Below are 25,595 nucleotides of genomic sequence, written 5' to 3'. Positions count from 1 at the left end.
CATAAGAAGAATCACAGGGCGCCTGAAGGCGCCGACCGCCGCGATTTCGCTTGGACATAGAAGGCGCGATGCAGCTTCTTCTGATCGACTTCCCCGCCTTCAAGCCGATCGCGCTCGAGATCGGCCCGTTCGCGATCCGCTGGTATGCGCTGGCCTATATCTGCGGCATCGTGTTCGGCTGGCTCTATGCGCGCTCGCTGCTGAAGAGCAAGCGTCTGTGGGGCGGCCCGGCGCCGATCTCGCTGCTCCAGATCGACGACTTCATCCTCTGGGTGACGCTCGGCATCATCCTCGGCGGCCGCACCGGTTACGTGCTGTTCTACAACCTGCCCTTCTTCATCGATCATCCCGCCGCGATCTTCAGGCTATGGGAGGGCGGCATGTCCTTCCATGGCGGCTTCCTCGGCTGCGTCGTCGCGGTGATGTGGTTTGCCCATCGCAACAAGATCCCGATCCTGTCGCTCGGCGACATCACCACCGCGGTCGCCCCGGTCGGGCTGCTGCTCGGCCGCATCGCCAATTTCATCAACGGCGAATTGTGGGGCCGCGTCGCCGATGCGAGCCTGCCCTGGGCCATGATCTTCCCGAACGATCCGACGCAGCTGCCGCGCCATCCGAGCCAGCTCTACCAGGCCGGCATGGAAGGCATCCTGCTGTTCACCGTGCTCGCGGTCATGATCCGCTTCGGCGCGCTGAGGCGCCCCGGCATGATCCTCGGCGCCTTCATCCTGGTCTACGGCCTGGCCCGCATCGCCGGCGAGCATTTCCGCGAACCGGACGCACAGCTTGGTTACCTCTGGGGCGGCTTAACCATGGGGATGCTGCTGTCGATCCCGATGCTTATCGTCGGCCTCATCCTTATTGTATTGGCAGTCAGGCGCGGTGCGCCGCAGCCCGCCCAGGCCATTCGTTAATTCATTTCGAGAAAGTACGCCGTGACCGACCAGCCGCTACTCGACGAGATCAAGGCGCTGATCAAGGCGTCGGGCCCCATGCCGGTCTGGCGCTACATGGAACTGTGCCTGATGCATCCGCGCCATGGCTACTACGTCTCGCGCGATCCGCTCGGCCGTGAGGGCGACTTCACCACCGCGCCCGAGGTCAGCCAGATGTTCGGCGAGCTGCTGGGCCTGTGGACCGCCTCGGTGTGGAAGCAGATGGGCTCGCCGCAATTCCTGCGGCTGATCGAGCTCGGCCCCGGCCGCGGCACCATGATGGCGGATGCGCTGCGCGCGCTTCGCGTGCTGCCGCCGCTGTACCAGGCTCTCCATATCCACATGGTCGAGGTCAATCCGGTCCTGCGCGAGCGGCAGGGCGCGACGCTGTCCGCCGTGCGCAACATCTCCTGGCACGACAGCATCGACGACGTGCCTGATGGCCCGAGCATCATCCTCGCCAACGAATATTTCGACGTGCTGCCGATTCACCAGATGGTCAGACTCGAGAACGGCTGGCATGAGCGCGTGATCGAGATCGACGGCAACGGCAGGCTTCAGTTCGGCGCAGCGCCGGAGCCGACCCCGCGTTTCGACGTGCTGCTGCCGCCCCTGGTGCGCGCCGCACCTGTCGGCGCCGTGTTCGAATGGCGGCCCGACGGCGAGATCATGAAGCTCGCCACCCGCGTGCGCGACCAGGACGGCGCGGCCCTGATCATCGACTACGGCCATCTGCGCAGCGACGCCGGCGACACCTTCCAGGCGATTGCCCGCCACACCTTCGTCGATCCCCTGAAGGCACCCGGCCAGGCCGACGTCACCGCCCATGTCGACTTCCAGGCGCTGGCGCGCGCGGCCGAGGACGTCGGCGCGCGCGTGCACGGGCCGGTGACGCAAGGCGACTTCCTCAAGCGCATCGGCATCGATACGAGGGCCGCCGCTTTGATGCAGAAGGCGACGCCGGAAGTCGCCACCGACATTTCGATCGCGCTCAAGCGCCTGACGGACACCGGGCGCAGCGGCATGGGCTCGATGTTCAAGGTGCTCGGCATCTCCGAGCCGCGGCTGACGGGCATCGCCGGCCTCAGCGATTTCGAACAGGCCGGAGGCAATTGATGACGCTCACCTCCTCGCTGCTGGCAGCTGTGCCCGGCCTGCGCCATGCCTTCTTCACGCGTGAAGGCGGCGTCTCCGGCGGAATCTATTCCGCACTCAACGGCGGGCTCGGCTCCAACGACGATCAGGGCCTCGTTGCGGAGAACCGCCGCCGCATGGCCGAACATGTCGGTGTCGGCGCGGACCGCTTCCTCAGCCTGCACCAGATCCACTCGCCCGACGTGGTGGTTGCCGAGACACCATGGCCGAGCGGGCCGCGGCCGAAGGGTGATGCGCTGGTGACGAAAACGCCCGGCATCGCGCTCGGCGTCTCCACCGCCGATTGCGGACCGGTGCTGTTCGTCGATCCCCATGCACGCGTGATCGGCGGTGCACATGCCGGCTGGAAAGGCGCGCTCACCGGCGTCTTGGAGGCGACGATCTCGGCGATGGAGGATCTCGGCGCCACGCGAGGCGGCATCATCGCCGCGATCGGGCCGCTGATCCGCCAGGACAGCTACGAGGTCGGCAACGAGTTCGTGGCGCGCTTCATCGAGGCGGATGCGGACAACGCCATGTTCTTCATCCCGTCGGTGCGCGAGGGACACGCGATGTTCGATCTCGCCGGCTTCATCCGCCAGCGGCTCGAGGCCGCCGGCATCCTGATGATCGACGATCTCGGTCTCGACACCTATGCCGACGAGCGCTTCTTCAGCTATCGCCGCTCGGTGCATCGCAAGGAGCCGGATTACGGCCGCCACGTCCACGCCATCGCGCTCGAAGCGTGAACACAAGGGCAACACCGTGTCATTCCGGGGCGATGCGAAGCATCGAACCCGGAATCTCGAGATTCCGGGCTCGTCCTTCGGACGCCCCGGAATGACACTGTGTATCCGTGTCGCCGCCGCCCTAGACCTTAATCGATTTTAACGATATCGCTGCCCTCCATAATGAGGGACGCGTCATTCATCCTGGGCCGTGCGGGTTCGCGCGTGCTGGCGGTCATGCTGCTGGCGGCGGCGACCGCGCTTGGCGGCTGTGCCGGCGGTGGCGGCGCCGCCAATTCCTACGCGATGGCGCCGAGCGCCGGCTCGGGCGCGACGGTGGCGTTCGAATCGATCGACGGGCCGCCGCCGCAGGTGTTCGACCGCATGGTCGGCGTGCTCGACAGCGAATCCAAGCTGCGCAGCCTGTCCGTGGTCTCCCGCGAAGGCTCGGCCGCCTACCGCGTGCGCAGCTACCTCTCCGCCCAGATCGTCCGCGGCAAGACCGTGATCGCCTGGGTCTGGGACGTCTACGACGCCAATCAGCAGCGCGCGCTGCGCCTGTCTGGCGAGGAACCGACCTCGGTCAAGGGTGGCCGCGACGCGACACGTGATGGTTGGGCGGCCGCCGACGATCTGGTGCTGCGGAAGATCGCCCAAGCCGGATTCAGCGGACTTTCCAACATGATCAACGGCACGCCGGACTCACCTGGCGCAGCGCCTGGCTTGCGGGGACCGGCGGTGGCGAGCGTGATTCCCGAGGCGCCGACGTCGGACATGCCGTCCTCCGCGCTCGGCTATGCCGAGCGATAACCCCCGCTAAACCACGGCCTCAAGTTGCGGCCAAACCGTTGGCCCGACTCAGGATTTTCGAAGGGAAAACGTAGCCTTCCGGGTTGCCATTGCAGCCTCCCGCCTGATATTTCCTCGCCCGTCGTAACCGTGCTTCCAGTGGGATCTGAGATGTTGAACGTCGTATCCAGCAAAGCGCGGGAGGAAGCGTCTATGTCGGCCAAAAACGGCTCCATCAAGCTCGTCGCCGGCAACTCCAATCCGGCCCTCGCGCAGGCGATCGCGCAAGGCCTCGACCTGCCGCTGACCAAGGCGGTGGTCCGGCGCTTCGCCGACATGGAAATCTTCGTCGAGATGCAGGAGAACGTCCGCGGCTCGGATGCCTTCGTCATCCAGTCGACCTCGTTTCCCGCGAACGACCATCTGATGGAGCTCCTCATCATCACCGACGCGCTGCGCCGCTCCTCGGCGCGCCGCATCACCGCGGTGCTGCCCTATTTCGGCTACGCCCGGCAGGACCGCAAATCGGGCTCGCGCACGCCGATCTCGGCCAAGCTCGTCGCCAATCTGATCACGCAGGCCGGTGTCGACCGCGTCATGACGCTCGACCTGCATGCCGGCCAGATCCAGGGCTTCTTCGACATCCCGACCGACAACCTCTACGCGGCGCCGCTGATGGTGCGCGACATCAAGGACAAGTTCGACCTCTCCAAGGTGATGGTGATCTCGCCCGACGTCGGCGGCGTGGCCCGCGCGCGCGGCCTTGCCAAGCGCATCAACACCCCGCTCGCGATCGTCGACAAGCGTCGTGAGCGCCCGGGCGAATCCGAGGTCATGAACGTGATCGGCGATGTCGCCGGCTACACCTGTATCCTCGTCGACGACATCGTCGATTCCGGCGGCACGCTGGTGAATGCCGCCGACGCACTGCTCGCCAAGGGCGCCAAGGACGTCTACGCCTACATCACCCACGGCGTGCTCTCCGGCGGCGCGGCCGCCCGCATCTCCGGCTCCAAGCTGAAGGAGCTGGTGATCACCGACTCGATCCTGCCGACGGAGGCCGTGACCAAGGCGCCGAACATCCGCACGCTGCCGATCGGCAGCCTGATCTCGGATGCGATCGCGCGCACGGCCGCGGAAGAATCGGTGTCGAGCCTGTTCGACTGATTTTCACGGCAGTCATTCCGGGGCGCCTCGCAGAGGCGAACCCGGAATCCATTTCTTACCATTCATGCGGCCATATGGATTCCGGGCTCGCGCTCCGCGCGCCCCGGAATGACCAGGCCTATCCCACGATCCCCGCGGCGACCTGACCGCGCAGGCGCTCCAGGCCGAGCAACGTCTCGGCACAGGCCTCGGCGACTTCCACGCCCTTGATGGCAAAGTGCTTGCGGAAGAAGTCATAGTGCACCTCGGTCTCGTGGAATTGCTGCGGCGTCAACACCGCTGAGAACACCGGCACCTCGGTGCGCAGCTGCACGTCCATCAAGGCCTTGATCACGGTGTCGGCGACGAATTCGTGGCGATAGATGCCACCGTCGACGACGAGGCCGGCCGCGACGATCGCGGTGTAGCGGCGCGTCTTGGCGAGGACCTGCGCATGCAGCGGGATCTCGAACGAGCCCGGCACCTCGAACACGTCGACATGGTTGAGGTGCCGCGCCGCGGCCTCCTTCATGAAGGCGATGCGGGCCTCCTCGACCACGTCGCGGTGCCAGCGGGCCTGCACGAAGGCCACCCGCTGCGGCTTGGCGAAGCGTGGATGCTCGGTCGCGGGTCCTTGCGGAACCGGCGGCGGTTGGACTTCTGAGTTTTGGACTTGGGGGTCTTGCAACATCTGATTCATGGCTTTCCTCGGTTTAAGGACCAGAATCAGGGCACACGGAACGACAAGCAGCCGCACCTTGCGATGCGTCTGCTACCGACCGTTCTCTTTCATCCGGACTTTGACCGTCGGCTTCGGAGTTGCACCGAATCTGCTGACCCTTCCCGTCGGGTTACCCCCTTGGGGAAGGCGCTCGCGGGCTTGGGCCTTTCGGCCCTTACCGCCGGTGGGGACTTTCACCCCGCCCTGAGAACATCGGCCGCTCGGGATGAACGGCCTGGGCGGAAATATGCCGCCGGCGCGCCGGCGCGGCAAGCGCGTTCCGCATGGGCAAATCGCATGGTCCCATGCCGGCGTAGAGGTCCTTGTTGGCGGTCCGGCCCTCGCGGGACGGAATTAACGATTGGCACCCCCGAATCCGATTCCGGTTTGTTCTCCTCGATCGGGATCCGGGACGTTCGACGTTAAGAATTGTGGCGGAGATGAGCTGTGGACGAACGAGTCCTGGCTTGTGGACGGACTCCGGACCCCGTTGCGCAGATTCCGCAAATCACATCACTTGATCCGCGACAGGCCCGCGCTGATCCGAGGGGATCGCAACAGCGACCTGGGGATCGCATGAGCGACCCTGAGGGATCGCAGCAGCGACGTTGAGGGAGAGCGTGCCGGGCCGACCGCGTGCGTATCAAGGACAACAAGAAGGCAAGAGGTCGAGACGGCATGTCCCTGCTCGAAGGCACTATCGATTCCAGAAGCCATCCGCTCGCGGTGGTCGAGGATATCGCTGCCAGCAACAACTGGCCGTTCGAACGCTCCGGCGAAGACGAACTCACGATTGTCTCGAAGGGACAATGGACCGACTACCAGCTCTCCTTCACCTGGATGGGCGAGATCGAGGCGCTGCATCTGGCCTGCGCCTTCGACATGAAGATTCCGCTCGCGCGCCGCGGCGAGGTGCAGCGGCTCGTCGCCGCCGTCAACGAGCAGCTGTGGGTCGGTCATTTCGATCTGTGGACTAACACCGGCATGGTGATGCACCGCCAGGCCCTGGTGCTGCCGGGCGGCCTTACCGCCTCGACCGCGCAATGCGAGGCCATGCTCGCCGGCGCCATCCATGCCTGCGAGCGCTACTTCCCGGCGTTTCAGTTCGTGGTGTGGGCGGGCAAGACCACGACCGAGGCCATGGACGCCGCGATGTTCGACACGGTCGGAGAGGCGTAGGGCGCTCCTCGCCCTCCGCTGTCGTCCCGGACAAGCGCGCCCTAGGCGCGCGCCGATCCGGGATCCATACCGCGTGATGCCCCTCGTGGCCCGCGGCTTGTTGCCAACACCTCGATCCACTAGAACCGCCTGTGGTTATGGATCCCCGCCTTCGCGGGGATGACGCCTGAGTGTGTGGCAACGGCGATGGCAAACAATCCTCTCCAAAACATCACCGGCACCATCCTGCTCGCCGGCGCCGGCAAGATGGGCGGCGCGCTGCTGACTGGATGGCTCTCGGGCGGGATCGACCCGCGCCGTGTCGCCGTGATCGATCCGAATCTCTCGCCCGAGATCACCGCGCTCGCCGCCAAGGGTGTCGCGCTCAATCCCGATGCGACGACGGCAGGCCCCGTCGAGACGCTGGTCGTCGCGGTGAAGCCGCAGATGTTCCGCGAGGCCGGCGTCAGATTGAAAGCGTTCGTCTCGGACAAGACCTCGGTGGTCTCGATCATGGCGGGAACCACGATCGCCTCGCTCCAGGAGGTCTGCGGCGGCGCCGTGGTGCGCGCGATGCCGAACACGCCGGCCGCGATCGGCCGCGGCATTACCGTGGCCGTCGCGGCCAACGACGTCAGCACCGCGCAGCGCGCACTGGCCGACGCGCTGCTGCGCGCCACCGGCGCGGTCGAATGGGTCGAGGACGAAGGCCTGATGGACGCGGTGACTGCCGTCTCCGGCTCCGGGCCGGCCTATGTGTTCCTGCTCGCCGAGGAACTGGCACGCGCCGGCGTCGAAGCCGGTTTGCCCGAGGCGCTCGCGACGAAGCTCGCGCGCGAGACGGTCGCGGGCTCCGGCGAGTTGCTGCACCAGTCGGAGCTGCCCTCGAGCACGCTGCGCCAGAACGTCACCTCGCCCGGCGGCACCACGGCTGCGGCGCTCGGCGTTCTCATGGGCCAGCCTGGCCTGCGTGAGCTGATGATCCGCGCGATTGCGGCGGCGACCAAGCGATCGAAGGAACTGGCGAAGTAGGAAGATCAAGAGCGCTTCGGCCACCGATCCAGCGGCCGAATGCGAGGCGGTCCGGGCTGTTGCCGGCAGGGAGAGCGATCGTGAACCTCTACGCGAAACTTCTCGAGCGACAGGCCGAGCGGCGTCCGATCAAGATCGGGCTGATCGGAGCAGGCAAGTTCGGCGCAATGTACCTGCATCAGATTCTGCGCACGCCGGGCGTCCATCTGGTCGGAATTGCAGACCTGTCTCCGTCGCGCGCCCGGGAAAATCTGAACCGGGTTGGCTGGCATCCGGAGCAATTCGCCGCGACCTCGCTCGACGATGCGCTCAAGAGCGGGACGACCTTCCTGACCGACGACTGGGAAGCCCTGGTGAAGTGCGAAGGCATCGAGCTGATCGCCGAATGCACCGGCAATCCCGTCGCGGCGGTCGAGCATTGCCTTGGCGCCTTTGGTGCGGGCAAGGCCGTCATCAACGTCACCGTCGAGGCCGACGCCTTCTGCGGACCGATCCTCGCGCAAAGAGCCCGGCAGGCCGGCGTGATCTATAGCCTCGCCTATGGCGATCAGCCGGCCCTCGCCTGCGACCTCGTCGATTGGGCAAGGGCCTGCGGGTTTCCCGTTGTGGCGGCGGGCCGCGGGCACAAATGGCTGCCGCACTACCGGGAATCGACGCCCGAAACAGTCTGGGATCACTGGGGATTGTCTGCCGAACAAGCTGCGCGCGGCGGCATGAATCCAAAAATGTTCAACGCGTTTCTCGACGGCTCCAAGCCTGCGATCGAATCCGCCGCGATCGCGAACGCAACCGGCCTGGAAGCGCCATCGCAAGGCCTCGCATTCCCGCCGGGATCGGTCGACGACATTCCGACGCTGATGCGCCCCCGTTCCGAGGGCGGCATCCTGGAATCCAAGGGCCAGGTCGAAGTCGTGTCCTGCCTGACGGCCGAAGGCAAACCGATCCCCAACGACATCCGCAAGGGCGTCTGGGTCTGTTTCGAAGGCGACAGCGATTACATCCGCAACTGCTTCCAGGAATACAGCGTCGTTACCGACCCGAGCGGTCGTTACATGTGCTCCTACAAGAAGTGGCATCTCATAGGTCTGGAGCTTGGAATTTCAGTAGCCTCGATCGCTCTGCGCAACGAGGCGACAGGCGTTGCAACGACGTTCAACGCCGATGTTGCCGCCACGGCCAAGAAGGACTTGCGCGAGGGAGACACGCTCGACGGAGAAGGCGGCTATACCGTCTTCGGCAAGCTGACGCCTGCCAGCACCTCGCTTGAAAAGGGCTATTTGCCGCTTGGGCTTGCACATAATGTGCGATTGACCAAGGCGGTCGCCAAAGACGCCTGCATCACCTGGGCGGATGTGGCAATCGACGAGAGGCTGCCTGCCGTGCGTCTCCGCAGGGAGCAGGAAACGTCGTATTCGTCTCCGAAAGCGCGGAAGGTGGATTAGGCGAAGTCCACGGCCGCGTTAAGCTCCGAGCCGCTTGTTGAACATCTCGACATTGACAAGCCCGCGCGCGTGGCGGCCTTCGCCGAGCTTGCGCGTACCCTCGAAAGCTTCGACCTCGAAGCGGATGACGCGGCGCTCGACCGCGATCACCCTTGCGGCGGTCCGCACCGTCGCGCCGACGAGGGCGGCCGCGAGATGGCGGATGTCGACCTCGGTGCCGACGGTGACCCAGCCCGGCTGCAACGCTGAGCGGATCGCATCGCCCGAGGTCATCTCCATCTCCAGGATCATCATCGGAGTCGCATAAACAAAGGGCATGCCGGGCACGAAATGCCCGACCGTGCGCTCGGCCGGCACCACCAGCGTGCGCTCGGCGCTCATGCCGATCGTGATGGAATCGCGTGCGTCCATGGGTCTTGCTCGTCATTCCGGGGCGGCGCGTAGCGCCGAACCCGGAATCCAGAAATTGGCGGCGCGAGATTCCGGGTTCGCGCTCGCGCTCCCCGGAATGACGCTAACGCGTCACTTCGCCGCCGCCGCGCGTTCCACGAAGGTCTTGCCGCCCTTCATCTTGTGGCGGAGCGGGGCTTCGTTGATCTGAATGACGACGGCATCGGCATCGACGCCGAGATTCTTCACCAGCGCCTGCGTGATGTCGCGCATCATGCCGGCCTTCTGCTCGTCGGTGCGGCCTTCGGCCATGCTGATGGTGATCTCAGGCATCGTTGTCTCCCTGCTGCGCGTTCATCTTCCACTCGTCATTGCCGGGCTTGACCCGGCAATCCATCATTTTGAAGATGGATGCGCGGGTCAAGCCCGCGCATGACGAATGGGGCGAATGGCTAGCCCCAGCTCACGTCATGGCGGGCCAGGACCTCGCGCACTTTCGCGACGAGATCGGCTTCGCTGCACGAGAACTGCGCCGGGCGGCTCTCGCGCCATTCCTGGTTGGAGGCGATCGCAGCCGCCGCCTTGGCGCCTTCGATCAGGTCCTTGATCTGCAGCTCGCCGCGCGCCTTCTCGTCGGAGCCCTGGATGATGACGCAGGGCGAGTTGCGGCGATCGGCATATTTGAGCTGGTTGCCCATGTTCTTGGGATTGCCGAGATAGAGCTCGGCACGGATGCCGGCGCTGCGCAAGGACGCAACCATCTTCTGATAGTCGGCGACGCGGTCGCGGTCGAACACGGTGACGACGACGGGGCCGAAGTCCGGCTTGGTGTCGAGCTTGCCGAGCAGCGTCAGCGCGGCCTGCAGGCGCGACACGCCGATCGAGAAGCCGGTTGCCGGCACCGGCTCGCCGCGGAAGCGCGAGACGAGGCCGTCATAGCGCCCGCCGCCGCCGACCGAGCCGAAGCGCACCGGGCGGCCCTTGTCGTCCTTGGTCTCGAGCAGCAGTTCGACCTCGTAGACGGGGCCGGTGTAATATTCTAGGCCGCGCACGACGGAGGGATCGATCTTGATGCGGTCCGCACCGTAGCCCGACGCAGTGACCAACTTGGCAATCTCTTCCAGCTCGCTCACGCCGGCCTGACCGACCGGGCTCTTGGCGAGGTAGGCTTCCGCAGCGGCAACGGCCTCTTTCCAGTCGTCGCGCGGCTTGGTGATGGCGAGCACGACGTCGGCTTCGGGTTCGCTCAGATTGGCGCCCTTGGTGAAGTCGCCCTTGCCTTCTTCGCCGCCGTCCCAGCGTCCGGGACCGAGCAGCTTGCGCACCTCGTCGGCGGAAAACTTGTCGAGCTTGTCGATCCCGCGCAGCACCGTCAGCCGGCGCGCCGCGTTCTCCTCACCCGCGAGCCCGATGGCTTCCAGAACGCCATCGAGCACCTTGCGGTTGTTCACCTTCACCACGTACTGGCCGCGCGCGATGCCGAGCGCCTCCATCGTGTCGGCCGCCATCATGCAGATCTCGGCGTCCGCCGCCGGCGTCGCCGAACCGACCGTATCGGCATCGAACTGCATGAACTGGCGGAAGCGGCCGGGGCCGGGCTTCTCGTTGCGGAAGACATAGCCGACGCGATAGCTGCGGTAGGGCAGGACCAGCGCGTCGGTGCCGTAGCGCTCGCCGACATAGCGCGCCAGCGGCGCGGTCAAATCGTAGCGCAGGCTGATCCACTGCTCGTCGTCGTCCTGGAACGAGAACACGCCCTCGTTCGGACGGTCCTGGTCAGGCAGGAACTTGCCGAGCGCGTCGGTATATTCCATCGCCGGCGTCTCCACCGGCTCGAAACCGTAGAGCTCGTAGACGGCACGGATTGTCTCGACCATCTCGCGGGTCGCCCGGATCGCTGAGGGATCGCGATCTTCGAGCCCGCGCGGCAGGCGCGCCTTCAGTTTCTGGGGTTTTTTGGGTTTCTCGGCCATGCGCGGCGTTTACCAGCCGGGGCGCGAGGCGGCAACTGCTCTACGGCTGCTCCATCCGCGCCCGCAGCGCATCGGCGTCCGCCTTCGGCAGCGATTTCAGCGTCGGCTTGATGGTTTCGCCACCGACGATCTTGCCGTTGCGCATGAACATCCAGTCCGAGATGTCGGCCTCCGTGAACGAAACCTTGTCGCCGGCATGCTTGCCCGGCAGATCGCGCGGCTGGTTGGCAAACAGACCGGTAAAGGTCCCGTCGGGCTCTTTCTTCACCTCGCCGATCCAGATGTGCTCGCCGCCCTTGCGGGTCGAAAAACGCACCTTCAAGGCGTGCCCGGTCTCCGACCGCTTCTGCGCCTCGTAGGAGGCCCAGAAGGCCGGCAGCGTGCCGCGGGCCCGCGCCATCGCCGCATTCATCTCGGGATCGCTGGTGCGCACGTCGACGATCGGCGAACGGTCTTGCGCGACGACCTCGTGGGTCGGACCGATGGTCAGGATGCCGAAAACCGAGATGCCGGTGATTGCGGCGAGAACGACCCATTTCACGGGTTGGGAGAGTCTTGCTGCCATGATCGCGATACCCAGGATGCCTTGATGCGTCCTGGCTTTGTCGCGAGATCATGGCGGGGCGTTCATGGTGTCAGCCCTTCGCCTCTCCCCGCAAGCGGGGAGAGGGAGACACTCAGAACACCTTGCGGATCCAATTGTGCGGATCGTTGGTGCGGCCGTACTGGATGTCGACGAGCTGCTTGCGCAGGCCCATGGCGACGGGGCCGGCGGCGCCGCCCGAGATCTCGAAATCGCCGCTGACCGAGCGCACCTTGCCGATCGGCGAGATCACGGCGGCGGTGCCGCAGGCAAAGGCTTCCTTCAGGCGGCCGCTGGCGGCATCCTTGCGCCACTGCTCGAGCGAATACGGCTCCTCGCGCACGGTCTTGCCGGCATCGCGGGCCAGCGTGATGATGGAATCGCGGGTGATGCCGGGCAGGATGGTGCCGAGCGGCGGCGTCGATAGCGAGCCGTCGTCGAACACGAAGAACACGTTCATGCCGCCGAGCTCCTCGACGTAGCGGCGTTCGATCGCATCGAGGAAGACGACCTGATCGCAGCCGTGCTGCATCGCCTCGGCCTGCGCGCGCAGGCTGGCGGCATAATTGCCGCCGCATTTGACCGCGCCGGTGCCGCCGACCGCGGCGCGCGTGTAGTTCTCCGACACCCAGATCGAGACCGGCGCAGGGCCGCCCTTGAAATAGGAGCCGACCGGCGAGGCGATGACCGAGAAGATGTATTCGGACGACGGCTTGACGCCGAGGAAGGTCTCGCTCGCGATCATGAAGGGCCGCAGGTAAAGGCTGCCCTCGCCGCCCGGCATCCAGGCGCGATCAATGCGCACGACCTGCTCGACCGCCTCGATGAAGACGTCTTCCGGAAGCTGGGCCATCGCCATGCGGTCGGCCGAGTCCCTGAAGCGCCGCGCATTGGCGTCGGGCCGGAACAGGTTCACGCCGCCATCGTCGCGCTTGTAAGCCTTCAGGCCTTCGAAGATCTCCTGCGCGTAGTGCAGGACGGCGCCGGCCGGATCGAGCTGGAAATTGGCGCGCGCTTCGATCTTCGCCTCGTACCAGCCGCCCTTGGCCTGGTTGTAGCGGACGATCGCCATGTGATCGGTGAAGACCCGCCCGAAGCCGGGGTCGACCAGCTTGGCGACGCGGTCCTTCTCGGGCGTCGGATGGGTTGCGGGCTGGATGTCGAATGTCATGCTCATGTCCTTGGCTCCCGCTGCCGGTAACGGCGCTGTTTCTCGCGCCCGCCCGCCCCGTCGGGGCCGGCCGGCTTGACTGGTTTCTGGCTGGACCCCGTCGCCAGCCTTGTTACGGCCGGTTTCCCGTGGCCAGCATGTCGCTGAGGACATGCTTTTGCGGGAGGCGGAAGTCCAGTATGTTTTGCCGAAATGCCGCTCGACAATCGCACGGTAGATCTGATCCGGCCGTCGTCGCCTGTCCGGCTCCTTCCGCCGTCCCGCTTCGATGCCGTCCGCCGCGAAACGACCTAAAATTTCGTGCGGGCTGATCGTTTTGTAACATTGAACCCAAGATACGTCAATATGCCTGACATAAATTTCGCGAGTCCCGCTGAAGACGCCGCCGAGCCTCGGCCGGCGGCAGGCGATGGAGGCAATTTGCGCTGGGATATCATCGAGCTGCTGTTCTTCGCTTATCGCGATTTCGTCGGCGATCCCGACCAGGAGCTGGAGGCTTTCGGCTTCGGCCGGGCCCATCACCGGGTCATGCACTTCGTCTACCGCTATCCCGGCCTCAAGGTCGCCGATCTGCTCGACGTCCTGCGCATCACCAAGCAATCGCTCGGCCGCGTGCTCAAGCAACTCCTGGACGAGGGTTACATCGTGCAGAAGACCGGTGACAACGATCGCCGCCAGCGCCTGCTCTATGCGACGCCGAAGGGCGAGGCGCTGGTGCAGAAGCTCGCGGGGCTGCAGACCACGCGCATCACCAAGGCGCTCGCCGAGATCGGTCCGCAGGACGCCGAGACGGTCAAGCGCTTCCTGCGCGCGATGATTGATCGGGACGATCCGGACAAGGTGCTCGAGACCATCTTCGCTTCCGTCAATCAAACCACCAAGGAGTGACCGTGTCGCTCGCTGCCATTCTCGCCCGCCCGCCGGCGCGCCCTGCCGACGACGCGCCGCATCTGCTGCTGGTCGACGACGACCGTCGCATCCGCGATCTGCTCTCGCGCTTCCTTGCCGGCGAAGGCTACCGCGTCACCACCGCCGCAAGCGCCGGTGATGCACGATCTAAATTGCTGGGTCTGCATTTCGACCTCTTGATCCTCGACGTGATGATGCCCGGCGAGACCGGCTTCGATCTCGCCCGCTTCATCCGCACATCCTCCTCGGTGCCGATCGTGATGCTCACGGCGCGGCACGAGGCGGAGGCCCGCATCGAGGGCCTGCAGATCGGCGCCGACGACTACGTGGCAAAACCGTTCGAGCCGCGCGAGCTGGCGCTGCGCATCAACAACATCCTCAAGCGCGCCGCCCCGCCGCCGCAGGCCACGACGATCGAGAAGATCGCCTTCGGTCCCTACATCTATCACCTCGAGCGCGGCGAGCTGCGCCAGGGCGAGGAGGTCATCCACCTCACCGACCGCGAGCGCGAGATGCTGCGCATTCTCTCGGAGACGCCGGGCGAGACCGTGCCGCGCAGCGCGCTGACCGGCAATGGCAGCGTCAACGAGCGCGCCGTCGACGTGCAGATCAACCGCCTGCGGCGCAAGATCGAGACCGACCCCGCCAATCCGCTGTTCCTCCAGGCGGTGCGCGGCATCGGCTACCGGCTGGTGGCCTCGCCATAAATCAAGTGAAGCGCGCCAGATGAGCACGATCGACACCGGCCTGACGCTTCTGAAGAGCGCCGCCGGCCGCGTCTCCGCCGCCAATGGCTGGATGGGCAACGCGTTCAAGGGCTGGATGCCGACCGGCCTCTATGCCCGCGCGCTCCTCATCATGATCGTGCCGATGGTGGTGCTGCAATCGGTCGTCGCCTTCGTGTTCATGGAGCGGCACTGGAACACGGTGACGCGCCGCCTCTCGGCCGCGGTGGTGCAGGACATCGCCGCCTTGATCGACGTCTACAAGGGCTATCCGCAGGACAAGGACCGCGACCAGATCCGCCGCATCGCCCAGCAGCGGCTCGGCCTCGTGGTCGATTTCCTGCCCGCCGGCGACATGCCGCCGCCGGGACCGAAGCCGTTCTTCTCGCTGCTCGACCAGACCCTGTCGGTGCAGCTCGGCCGCCAGATCGGGCGCTCGTTCTGGATCGACACGGTCGGCCGCTCCAATCTGGTCGAGATTCGCATCCAGCTCGACGATGCCGTGATGCGCGTGTTCGCACAGCGCAGCGCCGCCTACGCCTCGAATTCGGAGATCTTCCTGTTCTGGATGGTCGGCACGTCCTCGATCCTGCTGATCGTCGCGGTGCTGTTCCTGCGCAACCAGATCAAGCCGATCCTGCGGCTTGCCGACGCCGCCGAAAGCTTCGGCAAGGGCCGCGAAGCCCCTAACTTCCGCCCGCGCGGCGCGCGCGAGGTGCGGCGCGCCTCCGTCGCCTTTCTCGAGATGAAATCGCGCATCGAGCGCACGATGGAGCAGCGCACCGCGATGCTCGCCGGCGTCAGCCACGATCTGCGCACCATCCTGACCCGTTTCAAGCTCGAGCTGGCGCTGATCGGCGACAGCCCCGAGCTCGAGGGCATGCGCAAGGACGTCGACGAGATGTCGATGATGCTGGAGGATTACCTCGCCTTCGCGCGCGGCGATTCCGGCGAGCAGTCGCAGCCGACCGACATGGCGCAGGCGCTCGAGGAACTGCGCAGCGATGCCGAGCGCCATGGCCACACCGCGACCGTCGCCTTCCACGGCCTGCCGGTGGTGACGGTGAAGCCGGCCTCGTTCAAGCGCTGCCTCGCCAACCTCGTCACCAACGCGGCGCGCTACGGCAAGAACATCGCCATCACCGGCCAGCGTGATCACCGTTATTTGACCGTGACGATCGACGACGACGGCCCGGGCATTCCGGCGCATTTGCGCGAAGAAGTGTTCAAGCCGTTCCTGCGGCTGGACAACGCCCGCAACCAGGACGAAGGCGGCACCGGCCTTGGCCTTGCCATCGCCCGCGACATCGCCCGCTCCCACGGCGGCGACATCACGCTCGGCGACAGCCCGATGGGCGGATTGCGGGCGAGCGTGCGGATCCCGGTGTAGCTGCCGTAGCCCTACTTCGGCAGCAGCGCCTTCAGCTTGTCCATGTCGCGCACGTTCATCTTGAAGCCGCCGGGCATCACGATGTCGCCGGGCTTCTGGTCCGGCTTGCACGCCCCCAGCCATTTTGCTTGCAGTGTCATCGTCGTATCGCGTCCCGCAACGCCGGCGACGCCGCCTTTCGCATGCGATGTCGTCTTCACCGTGTAGGCCGAGTTGAAATCGCCCGTGATCTCGGCGTGCGAGGTGGTGTTGACGCCGGCGACGCTGCACTCGGAATCGCTGACATAGCCGGTGGCGGTCTTCTTGATCTCCTGCTTGGAGCAGATCTGCTTGGCCATCGGGGAGACGTTGTTGCTCATCTCCTTGTCGACGGTCTCGTCGGTGCAGTGCTGCATGGTCATCTCAGGCACGGGCGAGCCTGATGTGGCCAGCTTCATTTCCCAGAGGCCGGCCTTCCGCACCGGCAGATCGTCGGCACTGGCCCTGCCCGCCGTCACCGCGAGGCAAAGCATCGAGCCGAGCAAAGCGAGTTTGCGCGTCATGGGGTCTCCCAACTTGAGAGATTGCGGCGTTACGACAACGCCTCAGTAGAGCGTGCGGATCGGCTGCTCGGCGGCGCCGTAGGGCACCCAGCGGCAGGAGAACGAGATGTAGCCGCCCTCATAAGCCTGCACGCCCAGGAATTTGACCACCTTGCCGTAGCGCGCGCAGTGATCGACCGCGACCTGCCGGGCATCGACCTGGGTGGCCATCGAATAGGCAATGATGCCGCCGGTGTCGTTGCCCTTGAACGGCGGCACATAGTCGGCACGCGCCGACTGGCTCGCCGTCATACCCGAGGCAACCAGGCTGGCGAGAAGACCCGCGGCCGCAATGATTCGCATTCCCGTCACTCCAATTGGCTGGCCTCCAGTCTACGGTGCCGGGATGGAAGTGGAAAGAACCGAAGCCGTGCCGACCGCGACGTTGTGGTCAAGTCCTGGCGAAGTGTTGCCGCGCTGCACTTGACCTCCCCTGGCCTTCGCGGCACCGTCCGACCTTCGTAAGACCTTAGCTGTCCGGATTATCCATGCGCGCCCCCTCCCTGAAATCATTCCGCTATGCCGCCGTGCTCGGCCTCATGCTCGGGGCGGTGTCGCTCGGCGAGGCCAGGGCCGCCAATCCGCTGGAGATGAATTTCTGGCTGAGCGGACCGCGCTATGACGGCGCCGTCGCCGGTTGCGACCGGGCGCTGCCGACGATCGCGACCCAGTTCTGGGAAAAGGAAAGCACGTTCTGGAATTCCTCGTTGAAGATCACCGGCTTCTCCGCCGTTCACGAGACCGCGTTCCGGCCCTGGCAGTCCGACAACATCCCGCGCCGCTATTGCAGCGCTGACGCCATGCTCACCGACGGCAAGGTGCGCAAGGTGCACTACTCGCTCATCGAGGATGGTGGATTCGCCGGCTACGGCAGCGGCGTCGAATGGTGCGTGGTCGGGCTCGACCGCAACTGGGCTTACAATCCGGCCTGCCGCGCTGCCAGGCCTTGAGTCCGAGGCGCCCTGCGTCGGCCACCAGCGGTCAAACGGCGGTCGCCGGAATTTTGTTCTTGAAATGTTCTTGTCGCCTGCTAGGCTTCCTTGCACAGTCTAGTTGAGGGGCGTTGCCATGTTTCATCCCGGATTGCATTCCTTCTCTCGCCTGGTGATCTCGCTGGCCCTTTCCCTGATCCTGGCCGCCGGCCTGGCCTCGTTCGCCGGTGACGCCATGGCCCAGGACAAGCGGCAGAACGCACCGGGCGAGTTCGATTTCTATGTGCTGGCGCTGTCGTGGTCGCCCTCGTTCTGCGAGGAAGCGGCCGAGCGCGGCGGCCGTTCCCAGATGCAGTGCGGCGGACGGCCCTATGCGTTCGTGGTGCATGGGCTGTGGCCGCAATATGAAGCCGGCTTCCCGGAATATTGTCAGCGCCCGGCACCGCGGCTGAATCGCAACATCGTCTCCTCGATGCTCGACCTGATGCCGGCGACGGGCCTGATCTTCAACGAATGGGATAAGCACGGCACCTGCTCGGGGCTCGAGGGCCGCAGCTATTTCGAGACGATCCGCAAAGCGCGCGCCGCGATCAAGATCCCGGCCGAATATCTCGATCTGTCGCAGGCCAAGACCGTGGCGCCGGCGGAGGTCGAGGAGGCCTTCATCAAGGCCAACCCCGGTCTCAGCAATGCCGCCGTCTCCGTCACCTGCAACCGGACCAGGCTCTCCGAGGTCCGCATCTGCCTCAGCAAGGACCTGCAATTCCGCGCCTGCGAGGAAACCGACCGCCGCGCCTGCCGCCGCGAGCAGGTGACGATGCCGCCGATCAGAGGTGGTTGATCCCATTATTGCACGCAGCACCCTTATCTCGTGCCCTGGACGCGGCGCAGCGCCACTTCGGCGGTGCGCTGCAGAGCCGGGGTCCATGCTGCAATAGCCTCCGTCGCCCTGGGTCCCGGCTCAGCGTCGCAGCGCTGCACGCTGCGACGCATCCGGGACACATGATTGCGCCTCTTTGCTCAAGCGCTCGCGTGGCGTAGTGCTGTTGCATGAACTACCGCCACGCCTTCCACGCCGGCAACTTCGCCGATGTCATCAAGCACATCGTGCTGGCTCGCATCATCACCTATCTGCAGGACAAGCCGGGTCCGTTCCGCGTCATCGATACCCATGCCGGAGCCGGCCTCTACGATCTCGACGGCGACGAGGCGCGCCGGAGCGGCGAATGGCTCACCGGCATCGCGCGGCTGATGCAGGCCCGTTTGTCGAACGAGAGCGCGGCGCTGACCAAGCCTTATCTCGACATCGTGCGCGCCTACAATCCGAAGGGGGAGCTCAAGGCCTATCCGGGCTCGCCGCTGATCGCGCGCGGCCTGCTCAGGCCGCAGGACCGGCTGGTGGCCTGCGAGCTCGAGCCGAAGGCGCGGAAAGCGCTGATCGGCGTGCTGCGCCGCGACGAACAGGCCCGCGTGGTCGACCTCGACGGCTGGGTGGCACTGCCGGCCTTCGTGCCGCCCAAAGAGCGGCGCGGCCTTGTGCTGATCGATCCGCCGTTCGAGGCCAAGGACGAGTTCGAGCGGTTGGGCGAAGCCTTCTCCGCCGCCTTCGCGAAATGGCCGACCGGTATCTATGTCATCTGGTATCCGGCCAAGAGCCGGCGTGCCACCGACACGCTGGCCCAGACAGTGGCACGGCTCGCAGCCGCAGCAAAACCACCCGGAAAATGCCTGCGCCTCGAATTCAGCGTCGCGCCCCAGCTCGATGGCGGGGCTCTTTCCTCCGCCGGGCTGCTGATCGTCAACCCGCCCTACACGCTGCAGGGCGAGCTCAAGACCATCCTGCCCGAGCTGGAAATGCCGCTCGGCCAAGGCGGCGCTGCCAGATTCCGATTGGAGGTACCCAAGCCCTAAATCAAAGCCGTAACACTCCGGCATTCTTGGGAAAAATATGCAGGAGCGGTAGTCAATCCGCAGAGAACCGTATTATGCTGTTTCTGTGACTGGCTTTACGTTCCGCTTCCGCGAATGGTTGCGGCGGAGTGAAGGCCTAAGAAAGATCCGGCCGGACCGTCAGGGTCCGCCCAAGGATGGCCAGCTCTCCCGGGCTTCGTAAGGCCCGGTCATGTCGCGACGTGAGTCTGCGTCGCGGCGGAGGAGCAATGAGGGGGAGTTTCCCGATGGCCATGACGGGAACGGTCAAGTTTTTCAACGGCGAACGCGGCTACGGTTTCATCAAGCCTGACGACGGCGGCCGCGACGTCTTCGTGCACATTACTGCTGTGGAGCGGGCCGGACTGAAGGACCTTGCGGAAGGACAGCGCATTACTTTCGAAGTCGAACCGGACAAGAAGGGGAAGGGGCCGAAGGCGGTCAACCTGGTCATCCTCTCCTAGCGGGCCTGACGCAAAGCACGCCGCGCAATATTTCGTGCAAAAAAATCCCGGCCGCGAGCGGCCGGGAAGGTGTTGTCCGGTATTTTCTTCTTCAGCTATCAGAAGCGATAGTTCACGCCTGCGCGAACGACGCTGGCGCTATAGCCGTTTGACACCCCCGTAATCGCGAACTGGCTGGTCGACAGGTCGATGTAGAGATATTCGAGCTTGGCGCTCCAGTTCGAAGTGAGGCCGACTTCCGCGCCGCCGCCGATGGTCCAGCCTGCGGTGGTGTGCGATTCCGCCCAGCCGAAGGTCTGTCCACGCAGCTCGCCGAACGCAAGGCCCGCGGTGCCGTAGAACAGCACGTTGTTGAAGGCATAGCCGGCGCGGCCGCGCAATGTGCCGAACCACGGATTGGAGAACTTCCACGGCGCGAAAGTGTCGTCGGCACCGCTGGCCTGGATATCGCCCTCGACACCGAACACCCAAGGGCCGTTCTGGAAATTGTAGCCGGCCTGCACGCCGCCGACGAAGCCCGACGGCTTCGAGGGATTGTTGTCGACCGAGCCCCATTCGTAGCCGATGTTGCCGCCGAGATAGGGACCCGCCCAGCTATAGGCATTGAGCGGCTGGTTGACGGTATAGGGGGCGCGCTGCCCGTAATTGAGATCGGCGGCCTCTGCCGAAGCTGTCCAGCCGGCTGCAACCAACGTGGCCGCGCCCACAACGAGCCTCTTCATCACACACTCCAACGCAACTGCCGTCGCCGCTGCGGCGCCTGCGCTTGCCGCGCGAGGCAAACCGCATGGTTACGGAACCACCACTTTTTCGCGTAGGATTTATCGAGAGTTTTAGCTTAAAGGGCTGTTAAGCCGGGTTACCGCGCTGTTAACAGACTTAAGGAAGCGTTACCGCCGCCGTCCTGTGCGTGCCGCACGGCCGGAACTTCAAATCGGCACCCCGAGCGCCTAGATTCGCCCCATGGTTCACGATTCCACCGACAATCCGGACGAACGCGCGCGCAAACTGCCGCGCGCTGCGGCGAGCGACGTGCCGCCGGAGACGTTGACGGCGCCGGACGTCGATCCCGCCGCCCCGGGCGGCGACGACGAGGATGATTCGCGGCTGCCTGATATCCTGGAGGAGAGCGGTGCGGTCGGCGAGGAGCCGCTGGCGACCGGCCATGAGGCGATCGAGCGCGCGGTCCGCCTCGCCCCGACCTCGCCCGGCGTCTATCGCATGCTCAACGCCAATGCCGACGTGCTCTATGTCGGCAAGGCCAAGAACGTCAAGAAACGCCTGTCGAGCTATGCGCGTCAGAGCGCGCCGCAGCCGGCGCGCATCCTGCGCATGATCGCCGCCACCGTGACGGTGGAGATCGTCTCGACCAACACCGAGACCGAAGCGCTGCTGCTGGAAGCCAATCTCATCAAGCAGCTGCGGCCGCGTTTCAACGTGCAGCTGCGCGACGACAAGTCGTTTCCCTATATCCTGATCACCGGCGATCATTGGGCGCCGCAGATCCTGAAACATCGCGGCGCGCAGAGCCGGCCCGGACGCTATTTCGGTCCGTTCGCCTCCGCCGGGGCGGTCAACCGCACCATCACGGCGCTGCAGCGCGCGTTCCTGATCCGCTCCTGCACCGATTCCTTCTTCGAGAGCCGAACCCGGCCCTGCCTGCTGTACCAGATCCGCCGCTGCGCCGGCCCCTGCACCCGCGAGATCGACTTCGGCGGCTACACGACGCTGGTGCGCGAGGCGAGCGACTTCCTGTCCGGCAAGAGCCACGCCGTGAAGCAGGAGCTCGCCGGCGAGATGGAGAAGGCGGCGGGTGAGCTCGAGTTCGAGCGCGCCGCGCTCTACCGCGACCGCCTCGCTGCACTCTCGGCGATCCAGTCGCAGCAGGGCATTAATCCGCGCACGGTCGAGGAAGCCGACGTGTTCGCCATCCACCAGGAGGGCGGGTTCTCCTGCGTCGAGGTGTTCTTCTTCCGCACCGGCCAGAACTGGGGCAACCGCGCCTATTTTCCGCGCGCGGAGAAGTCGTTCACCCCCGAAGAGGTGCTCGGCTCCTTCCTCGCGCAGTTCTACGACGACAAGCCGCCGCCCAGGAACATCCTGCTCTCGCACGAGATCGAGGAGAGCGAGCTGCTCGCCAATGCGCTGGCGATCAAGGCCGGCCACAAGGTCGAGGTCACCGCGCCCAAGCGCGGCGAGAAGAAGGAGCTGGTCATCCACGCCCTGACCAATGCGCGCGAGGCGCTCGGCCGCAAGCTCGCCGACACCGCCACGCAAAGCCGGCTGCTGGAGGCCATGGCCGCGACGCTGAGCCTGCCCCATGTCCCGAAGCGCATCGAGGTCTACGACAACAGCCATATCCAGGGCACCAATGCGGTCGGCGCCATGATCGTCGCCGGCCCCGACGGCTTCGTGAAGAACCAGTACCGCAAGTTCAACATCAAGTCGGAAGGGATCACGCCCGGCGACGACTTCGCCATGATGCGCGAGGTGCTGGAGCGGCGCTTCAAGCGCCTGATCAATCCGCCGGAGGATGCCGGCACCAAGGCCAAGGACGACGATTTTCCGCAATGGCCCGACCTCGTCATCATCGACGGCGGCCGCGGCCAGCTCAACGCCGTCCGCGAGATCTTCACCAATCTCGGCCTGAGCCAGGTGTCGCTGATGTCGGTCGCCAAGGGTCCGGACCGGGATGCCGGCCGCGAGACCTTGTTCATGCCGGAACGCGAGGCCATCAAGCTGGAGCCGCGCGACCCCGTGCTCTATTTCATCCAGCGCCTGCGCGACGAGGCCCACCGCTTCGTCATCGGCTCGCACCGCAAGCTGCGCAAGAAGGACATCCGCGAGGCCGGTTTGCAGGAGATTCCGGGCATCGGTCCGTCACGCAAACGTGCCTTGCTGCATCATTTCGGGACCCTGAAGGAGATCGAGCGCGCTTCGATCGCCGATCTCGGCAAGGTTCCAGGGGTGAGCGCCGAGAGCGCCCGCAGGATTTTCGAGTATTTCCATCCCCAGCCGGGATGAACTAAAGGGGACCCAAAGGTAGCCTCGGTCATATGGTCGTCGCATCCCGCGCCCCATCTGGGGAGCGGAACGGTTGACCTTCAGGCTGCAGCGGTATTGGTAGGACGGATGAACATCGCCACGACACGAGGGACCACCAGCCGCGCGATGTCCCTCCCCAATCTCCTGACCTATGGCCGGATCGCCGCGATCCCGGTCGTGGTCGGGTGCATCTATGCGCAGTCGATTCTGGATCAGCCGCTGTGGCTGCGCTGGGTCGCGGTCGCCCTCTTCATCGCGGCCGCGGTCACCGATTACCTTGACGGCTATTATGCGCGGATCTGGAATCAGCAATCGGCCTTCGGCCGGATGCTGGACCCGATCGCCGACAAGCTGCTGGTCGCCTCCTGCCTCTTGATGCTGGCCGCCGACGGCATCATCCATGGCTGGTCGCTGTGGGCCGCCATCGTGATCCTGTGCCGCGAGATCCTGGTCTCGGGCCTGCGCGAATATCTCGCCGCGCTCCGCGTCAGCGTGCCCGTGACCAAGCTTGCGAAGTGGAAGACCACGGTCCAGCTCGTCGCGATCGGCTTCCTGCTCGCCGGACCTGCCGGCGACGAGGTGGTGCCCGTGGTCTCGATGATCGGCTTGGCGCTGCTGTGGGCCTCCGCGATCGTGACCATCTACACCGGCTACGATTATTTCCGCGCCGGCATCCATCACCTCATCAAGGAGGACGAGGGATGAAGGTGAAGTATTTTGCCTGGGTGCGCGAGCGCGTCGGCAAGGCGGAGGAGATCGTCGAGCCGCCGCCGACCGTGCGCACCGTCGAGGAGCTGATCGCCTGGCTGTCCGGCCAGAGCGAGGCTTATGCCTACGCATTCGAGAAGCCGAAGGTGATCCGCGCCGCCATCGACCACGCCCACGTCAAGTCGGACGCCGCGATCGCCGGCGCCCGGGAGATCGCGTTCTTCCCGCCGATGACCGGCGGCTAGGCCCATGACCTCCGCTGTCGCCACCTGCCCCGTCACCATCCGGATTCAGGAAGACGATTTCGACATCGCCCGCGAGATCGCGGCCCTGACCCGGAGCCGCACCGACATCGGTGCGGTCGTGAGCTTCTCCGGCATCTGCCGCGCCGACGACGACAGCGCCAAGGTCGCGGCGCTGACGCTCGAGCATTATCCCGGCATGGCCGAGGAAGAGATCAGGCGTCATGCCGACGAAGCTGTTTCGCGCTGGCCGCTCAACGGCGTCACGGTGATCCACCGCGTCGGCCGCTTCATGCCGGGCCAGAACATCGTGCTGGTGCTGACCGCCTCGCAGCATCGCCAGGCCGCGTTCCAGGCGGCCGAGTTCCTGATGGATTACCTCAAGACCAACGCGCCGTTCTGGAAGAAGGAAGAGAGCGCGACCGGCACCGGCTGGGTCGAAGCCCAGGCCCGTGACGACGAAGCCGCCGCACGCTGGACCAAATCCTGATGGCAAGAGCATCCAAGAAGACCGCGCGCGGGCGCGCCGCGCCAAAGCTCGCGAAGGTGGGGCGCGGCGAGCTGCTCACGCTGCTCGATTTCGTCCGCTACGCGGTGAGCCGCTTCAACGAGGCCAAGCTCGCTTTTGCCCACGGCACGACGGATCCGGTCGCCGAAGCCGCCTTTCTGGTCTGCGAGGCGCTGCATCTGCATCCCGAACAGCTCGAGAGCTTCGCCAACGCGCGCGTCACGGCCGCGGAAAGCAAGACCGTCCTCGATCTGATCCACCAGCGCGTGACCACGCGCAAACCGGCCGCCTATCTCGTCAACAAGATCTACATGCGCGGCCTGCCCTTCTATGTCGACGAGCGCGTCATCGTTCCGCGCTCCTTCATCGGCGAGCTCCTGGATTCGCATTTCGGCGGCGACGGCGAGGCCGGATCGCTGATCGACGATCCCACCGCCGTCGGGCGCGTGCTCGATCTCTGCACGGGGTCGGGCTGCCTCGCCATCCTCGCCGCGCATCATTTCCCGAACGCGTTTGTCGATGCCGTCGACATCTCCAAGGGCGCGCTCGAAGTCGCCGCCCGCAATGTCGGCGACTACGGGCTCGAGGAGCGGATCAGCCTCTATCGCGGCGACCTGTTCGCTCCCCTCGGTGACAGCAGGTACGATCTGATCATCACCAACCCGCCTTACGTCGATGCCGAAGGCATGGCCGCGCTGCCGCCGGAATGCCGGGCCGAGCCCAAGCTCGCCTTCGACGGCGGCGCCGACGGCCTTGACGTGGTGCGCCGCATCCTGCGCGAGGCGCCCGATCACCTGACGCCGGATGGCGGGCTGCTCTGCGAGATCGGCCGCGGCCGGGACCTGGTCGACGAGGTTTTCCCGAACCTGCCGCTGCTCTGGCTCGACACCGAGGAGTCCGAGGGCGAGGTGTTCTGGATCGCGGCCGCCGATCTCGGCTGATTCATCGCGGCGAACGGAG

At 65.6% G+C, this 25,595-nt stretch carries 29 protein-coding genes and 1 riboswitch; of the genes, 20 read left to right on the top strand and 9 right to left on the bottom strand.

Annotated features, from left to right (window positions below):
- The first annotated feature begins 68 nt into the window (after positions 1-68).
- The 5 genes from lgt to K410_RS0108160 all read left to right on the top strand — a co-directional run bounded on the left by lgt (position 69) and on the right by K410_RS0108160 (position 4,753).
- Entirely contained in the window at positions 69-914 is an 846-nt protein-coding gene (gene lgt / locus K410_RS0108180; RefSeq protein ID WP_028134399.1) for a prolipoprotein diacylglyceryl transferase, read from the top strand.
- A 21-nt stretch (positions 915-935) separates the two neighbouring features.
- Positions 936-2,051 (top strand): class I SAM-dependent methyltransferase, encoded by a 1,116-nt coding sequence (locus tag K410_RS0108175; protein ID WP_028134398.1) that lies wholly within the window; start codon positions 936-938, stop codon positions 2,049-2,051.
- Entirely contained in the window at positions 2,051-2,818 is a 768-nt protein-coding gene (pgeF, locus tag K410_RS0108170; protein WP_028134397.1) for a peptidoglycan editing factor PgeF, read from the top strand. The genes K410_RS0108175 and pgeF overlap by 1 nt, the downstream gene beginning before the upstream one ends.
- A gap of 162 nt (positions 2,819-2,980) precedes the next feature.
- Complete coding sequence (locus K410_RS0108165) at positions 2,981-3,607, top strand: hypothetical protein (RefSeq protein WP_028134396.1); 627 nt, start codon at positions 2,981-2,983, stop codon at positions 3,605-3,607.
- A gap of 192 nt (positions 3,608-3,799) precedes the next feature.
- Positions 3,800-4,753, top strand: coding sequence for a ribose-phosphate pyrophosphokinase (locus tag K410_RS0108160; protein ID WP_028134395.1), 954 nt, complete (start codon positions 3,800-3,802; stop codon positions 4,751-4,753).
- 118 nt (positions 4,754-4,871) lie between these two features.
- On the opposite strand, the gene K410_RS0108155 is transcribed toward K410_RS0108160, so the two are convergent.
- A complete protein-coding gene (locus tag K410_RS0108155; RefSeq protein ID WP_028134394.1) occupies positions 4,872-5,432 on the bottom strand; it encodes a 6,7-dimethyl-8-ribityllumazine synthase in 561 nt (186 codons plus the stop codon).
- A 77-nt stretch (positions 5,433-5,509) separates the two neighbouring features.
- Positions 5,510-5,669: riboswitch (FMN riboswitch) on the bottom strand.
- Positions 5,670-6,131: 462 nt separating this feature from the next.
- Here K410_RS0108155 and K410_RS0108150 point away from each other — a divergent pair.
- The 3 genes from K410_RS0108150 (at position 6,132) to K410_RS0108140 (ending at position 9,085) form a co-directional block, all read left to right on the top strand.
- Entirely contained in the window at positions 6,132-6,632 is a 501-nt protein-coding gene (locus K410_RS0108150; protein WP_028134393.1) for a type III secretion system chaperone family protein, read from the top strand.
- A 186-nt stretch (positions 6,633-6,818) separates the two neighbouring features.
- Positions 6,819-7,643 carry a pyrroline-5-carboxylate reductase gene (proC, locus tag K410_RS0108145; protein WP_028134392.1) on the top strand — a complete coding sequence of 275 codons (825 nt, stop codon included), beginning with the start codon at positions 6,819-6,821 and terminating at the stop codon, positions 7,641-7,643.
- Between the two features lie 80 nt (positions 7,644-7,723).
- Positions 7,724-9,085 (top strand): NAD(P)H-dependent oxidoreductase, encoded by a 1,362-nt coding sequence (locus K410_RS0108140; protein ID WP_028134391.1) that lies wholly within the window; start codon positions 7,724-7,726, stop codon positions 9,083-9,085.
- Positions 9,086-9,103: 18 nt separating this feature from the next.
- Here the strand turns inward: K410_RS0108140 and K410_RS0108135 are convergent, their stop codons facing one another.
- The 5 genes from K410_RS0108135 to K410_RS0108110 all read right to left on the bottom strand — a co-directional run bounded on the left by K410_RS0108135 (position 9,104) and on the right by K410_RS0108110 (position 13,208).
- Positions 9,104-9,496, bottom strand: a complete 393-nt coding sequence (locus K410_RS0108135; RefSeq protein WP_028134390.1) for a thioesterase family protein — start codon at positions 9,494-9,496, stop codon at positions 9,104-9,106.
- Positions 9,497-9,607: 111 nt separating this feature from the next.
- Positions 9,608-9,808: a tautomerase family protein gene (locus tag K410_RS0108130; RefSeq protein WP_028134389.1), complete on the bottom strand. Its 201-nt coding sequence runs from the start codon at positions 9,806-9,808 to the stop codon at positions 9,608-9,610.
- A 119-nt stretch (positions 9,809-9,927) separates the two neighbouring features.
- Positions 9,928-11,448, bottom strand: coding sequence for a histidine--tRNA ligase (gene hisS, locus K410_RS0108120; RefSeq protein WP_028134388.1), 1,521 nt, complete (start codon positions 11,446-11,448; stop codon positions 9,928-9,930).
- Between the two features lie 40 nt (positions 11,449-11,488).
- Positions 11,489-12,013: a YegJ family protein gene (locus K410_RS0108115; protein ID WP_028134387.1), complete on the bottom strand. Its 525-nt coding sequence runs from the start codon at positions 12,011-12,013 to the stop codon at positions 11,489-11,491.
- A 112-nt stretch (positions 12,014-12,125) separates the two neighbouring features.
- Positions 12,126-13,208, bottom strand: a complete 1,083-nt coding sequence (locus K410_RS0108110; protein WP_028134386.1) for a branched-chain amino acid aminotransferase — start codon at positions 13,206-13,208, stop codon at positions 12,126-12,128.
- Between the two features lie 339 nt (positions 13,209-13,547).
- Here K410_RS0108110 and K410_RS0108105 point away from each other — a divergent pair, with 339 nt between their 5' ends.
- Genes K410_RS0108105 through K410_RS0108095 form a run of 3 tightly spaced genes read left to right on the top strand, consistent with a single transcriptional unit; the run spans position 13,548 to position 16,226 of the window.
- The gene (locus tag K410_RS0108105) at positions 13,548-14,090 is read left to right on the top strand and encodes a MarR family winged helix-turn-helix transcriptional regulator (RefSeq protein WP_028134385.1); all 543 of its coding nucleotides are present in this window, start codon (positions 13,548-13,550) and stop codon (positions 14,088-14,090) included.
- Positions 14,087-14,818, top strand: coding sequence for a response regulator (locus K410_RS0108100; RefSeq protein WP_028134384.1), 732 nt, complete (start codon positions 14,087-14,089; stop codon positions 14,816-14,818). Before K410_RS0108105 ends, K410_RS0108100 begins: the two co-directional genes overlap by 4 nt.
- A 19-nt stretch (positions 14,819-14,837) precedes the next feature.
- Complete coding sequence (locus K410_RS0108095; RefSeq protein WP_028134383.1) at positions 14,838-16,226, top strand: ATP-binding protein; 1,389 nt, start codon at positions 14,838-14,840, stop codon at positions 16,224-16,226.
- An 11-nt stretch (positions 16,227-16,237) separates the two neighbouring features.
- Here the strand turns inward: K410_RS0108095 and K410_RS0108090 are convergent, their stop codons facing one another.
- Positions 16,238-16,768: a DUF3617 domain-containing protein gene (locus tag K410_RS0108090; RefSeq protein WP_028134382.1), complete on the bottom strand. Its 531-nt coding sequence runs from the start codon at positions 16,766-16,768 to the stop codon at positions 16,238-16,240.
- Between the two features lie 42 nt (positions 16,769-16,810).
- Positions 16,811-17,110: a hypothetical protein gene (locus tag K410_RS0108085; RefSeq protein WP_028134381.1), complete on the bottom strand. Its 300-nt coding sequence runs from the start codon at positions 17,108-17,110 to the stop codon at positions 16,811-16,813.
- A gap of 185 nt (positions 17,111-17,295) precedes the next feature.
- Here K410_RS0108085 and K410_RS0108080 point away from each other — a divergent pair, with 185 nt between their 5' ends.
- From K410_RS0108080 to K410_RS0108065, 4 genes are all read left to right on the top strand, one after another.
- A complete protein-coding gene (locus tag K410_RS0108080; protein WP_028134380.1) occupies positions 17,296-17,757 on the top strand; it encodes a hypothetical protein in 462 nt (153 codons plus the stop codon).
- A gap of 118 nt (positions 17,758-17,875) precedes the next feature.
- Positions 17,876-18,580, top strand: a complete 705-nt coding sequence (locus K410_RS0108075; RefSeq protein ID WP_028134379.1) for a ribonuclease T2 family protein — start codon at positions 17,876-17,878, stop codon at positions 18,578-18,580.
- A 209-nt stretch (positions 18,581-18,789) separates the two neighbouring features.
- A complete protein-coding gene (locus K410_RS0108070) occupies positions 18,790-19,650 on the top strand; it encodes a 23S rRNA (adenine(2030)-N(6))-methyltransferase RlmJ (protein WP_028134378.1) in 861 nt (286 codons plus the stop codon).
- A 266-nt stretch (positions 19,651-19,916) separates the two neighbouring features.
- Positions 19,917-20,132 (top strand): cold-shock protein, encoded by a 216-nt coding sequence (locus K410_RS0108065; protein ID WP_008544396.1) that lies wholly within the window; start codon positions 19,917-19,919, stop codon positions 20,130-20,132.
- Positions 20,133-20,230: 98 nt separating this feature from the next.
- Here K410_RS0108065 and K410_RS0108060 read toward each other — a convergent pair whose 3' ends face one another.
- A complete protein-coding gene (locus K410_RS0108060; RefSeq protein ID WP_028134377.1) occupies positions 20,231-20,854 on the bottom strand; it encodes an outer membrane protein in 624 nt (207 codons plus the stop codon).
- A 241-nt stretch (positions 20,855-21,095) separates the two neighbouring features.
- Between K410_RS0108060 and uvrC the strand changes: the two genes are divergently transcribed.
- The 5 genes from uvrC (at position 21,096) to prmB (ending at position 25,576) form a co-directional block, all read left to right on the top strand.
- The gene (uvrC, locus tag K410_RS0108055) at positions 21,096-23,156 is read left to right on the top strand and encodes an excinuclease ABC subunit UvrC (protein WP_028134376.1); all 2,061 of its coding nucleotides are present in this window, start codon (positions 21,096-21,098) and stop codon (positions 23,154-23,156) included.
- 108 nt (positions 23,157-23,264) lie between these two features.
- On the top strand, positions 23,265-23,882 hold the full coding sequence (pgsA, locus tag K410_RS0108050) for a CDP-diacylglycerol--glycerol-3-phosphate 3-phosphatidyltransferase (RefSeq protein ID WP_028134375.1): 618 nt from the start codon (positions 23,265-23,267) through the stop codon (positions 23,880-23,882).
- Positions 23,879-24,130, top strand: a complete 252-nt coding sequence (moaD, locus tag K410_RS0108045; RefSeq protein WP_028134374.1) for a molybdopterin converting factor subunit 1 — start codon at positions 23,879-23,881, stop codon at positions 24,128-24,130. The genes pgsA and moaD overlap by 4 nt, the downstream gene beginning before the upstream one ends.
- Before the next feature lie 4 nt (positions 24,131-24,134).
- Entirely contained in the window at positions 24,135-24,617 is a 483-nt protein-coding gene (locus K410_RS0108040; RefSeq protein ID WP_028134373.1) for a molybdenum cofactor biosynthesis protein MoaE, read from the top strand.
- The gene (gene prmB / locus K410_RS0108035) at positions 24,617-25,576 is read left to right on the top strand and encodes a 50S ribosomal protein L3 N(5)-glutamine methyltransferase (RefSeq protein WP_028134372.1); all 960 of its coding nucleotides are present in this window, start codon (positions 24,617-24,619) and stop codon (positions 25,574-25,576) included. Before K410_RS0108040 ends, prmB begins: the two co-directional genes overlap by 1 nt.
- Positions 25,577-25,595 lie beyond the last annotated feature (19 nt).

Source organism: Bradyrhizobium sp. 22 (assembly GCF_000482425.1).
In the GTDB taxonomy this organism is placed as follows: Bacteria; Pseudomonadota; Alphaproteobacteria; order Rhizobiales; family Xanthobacteraceae; genus Bradyrhizobium; species Bradyrhizobium japonicum_B.
This window is presented reverse-complemented; position numbering and strand designations above follow the sequence as displayed.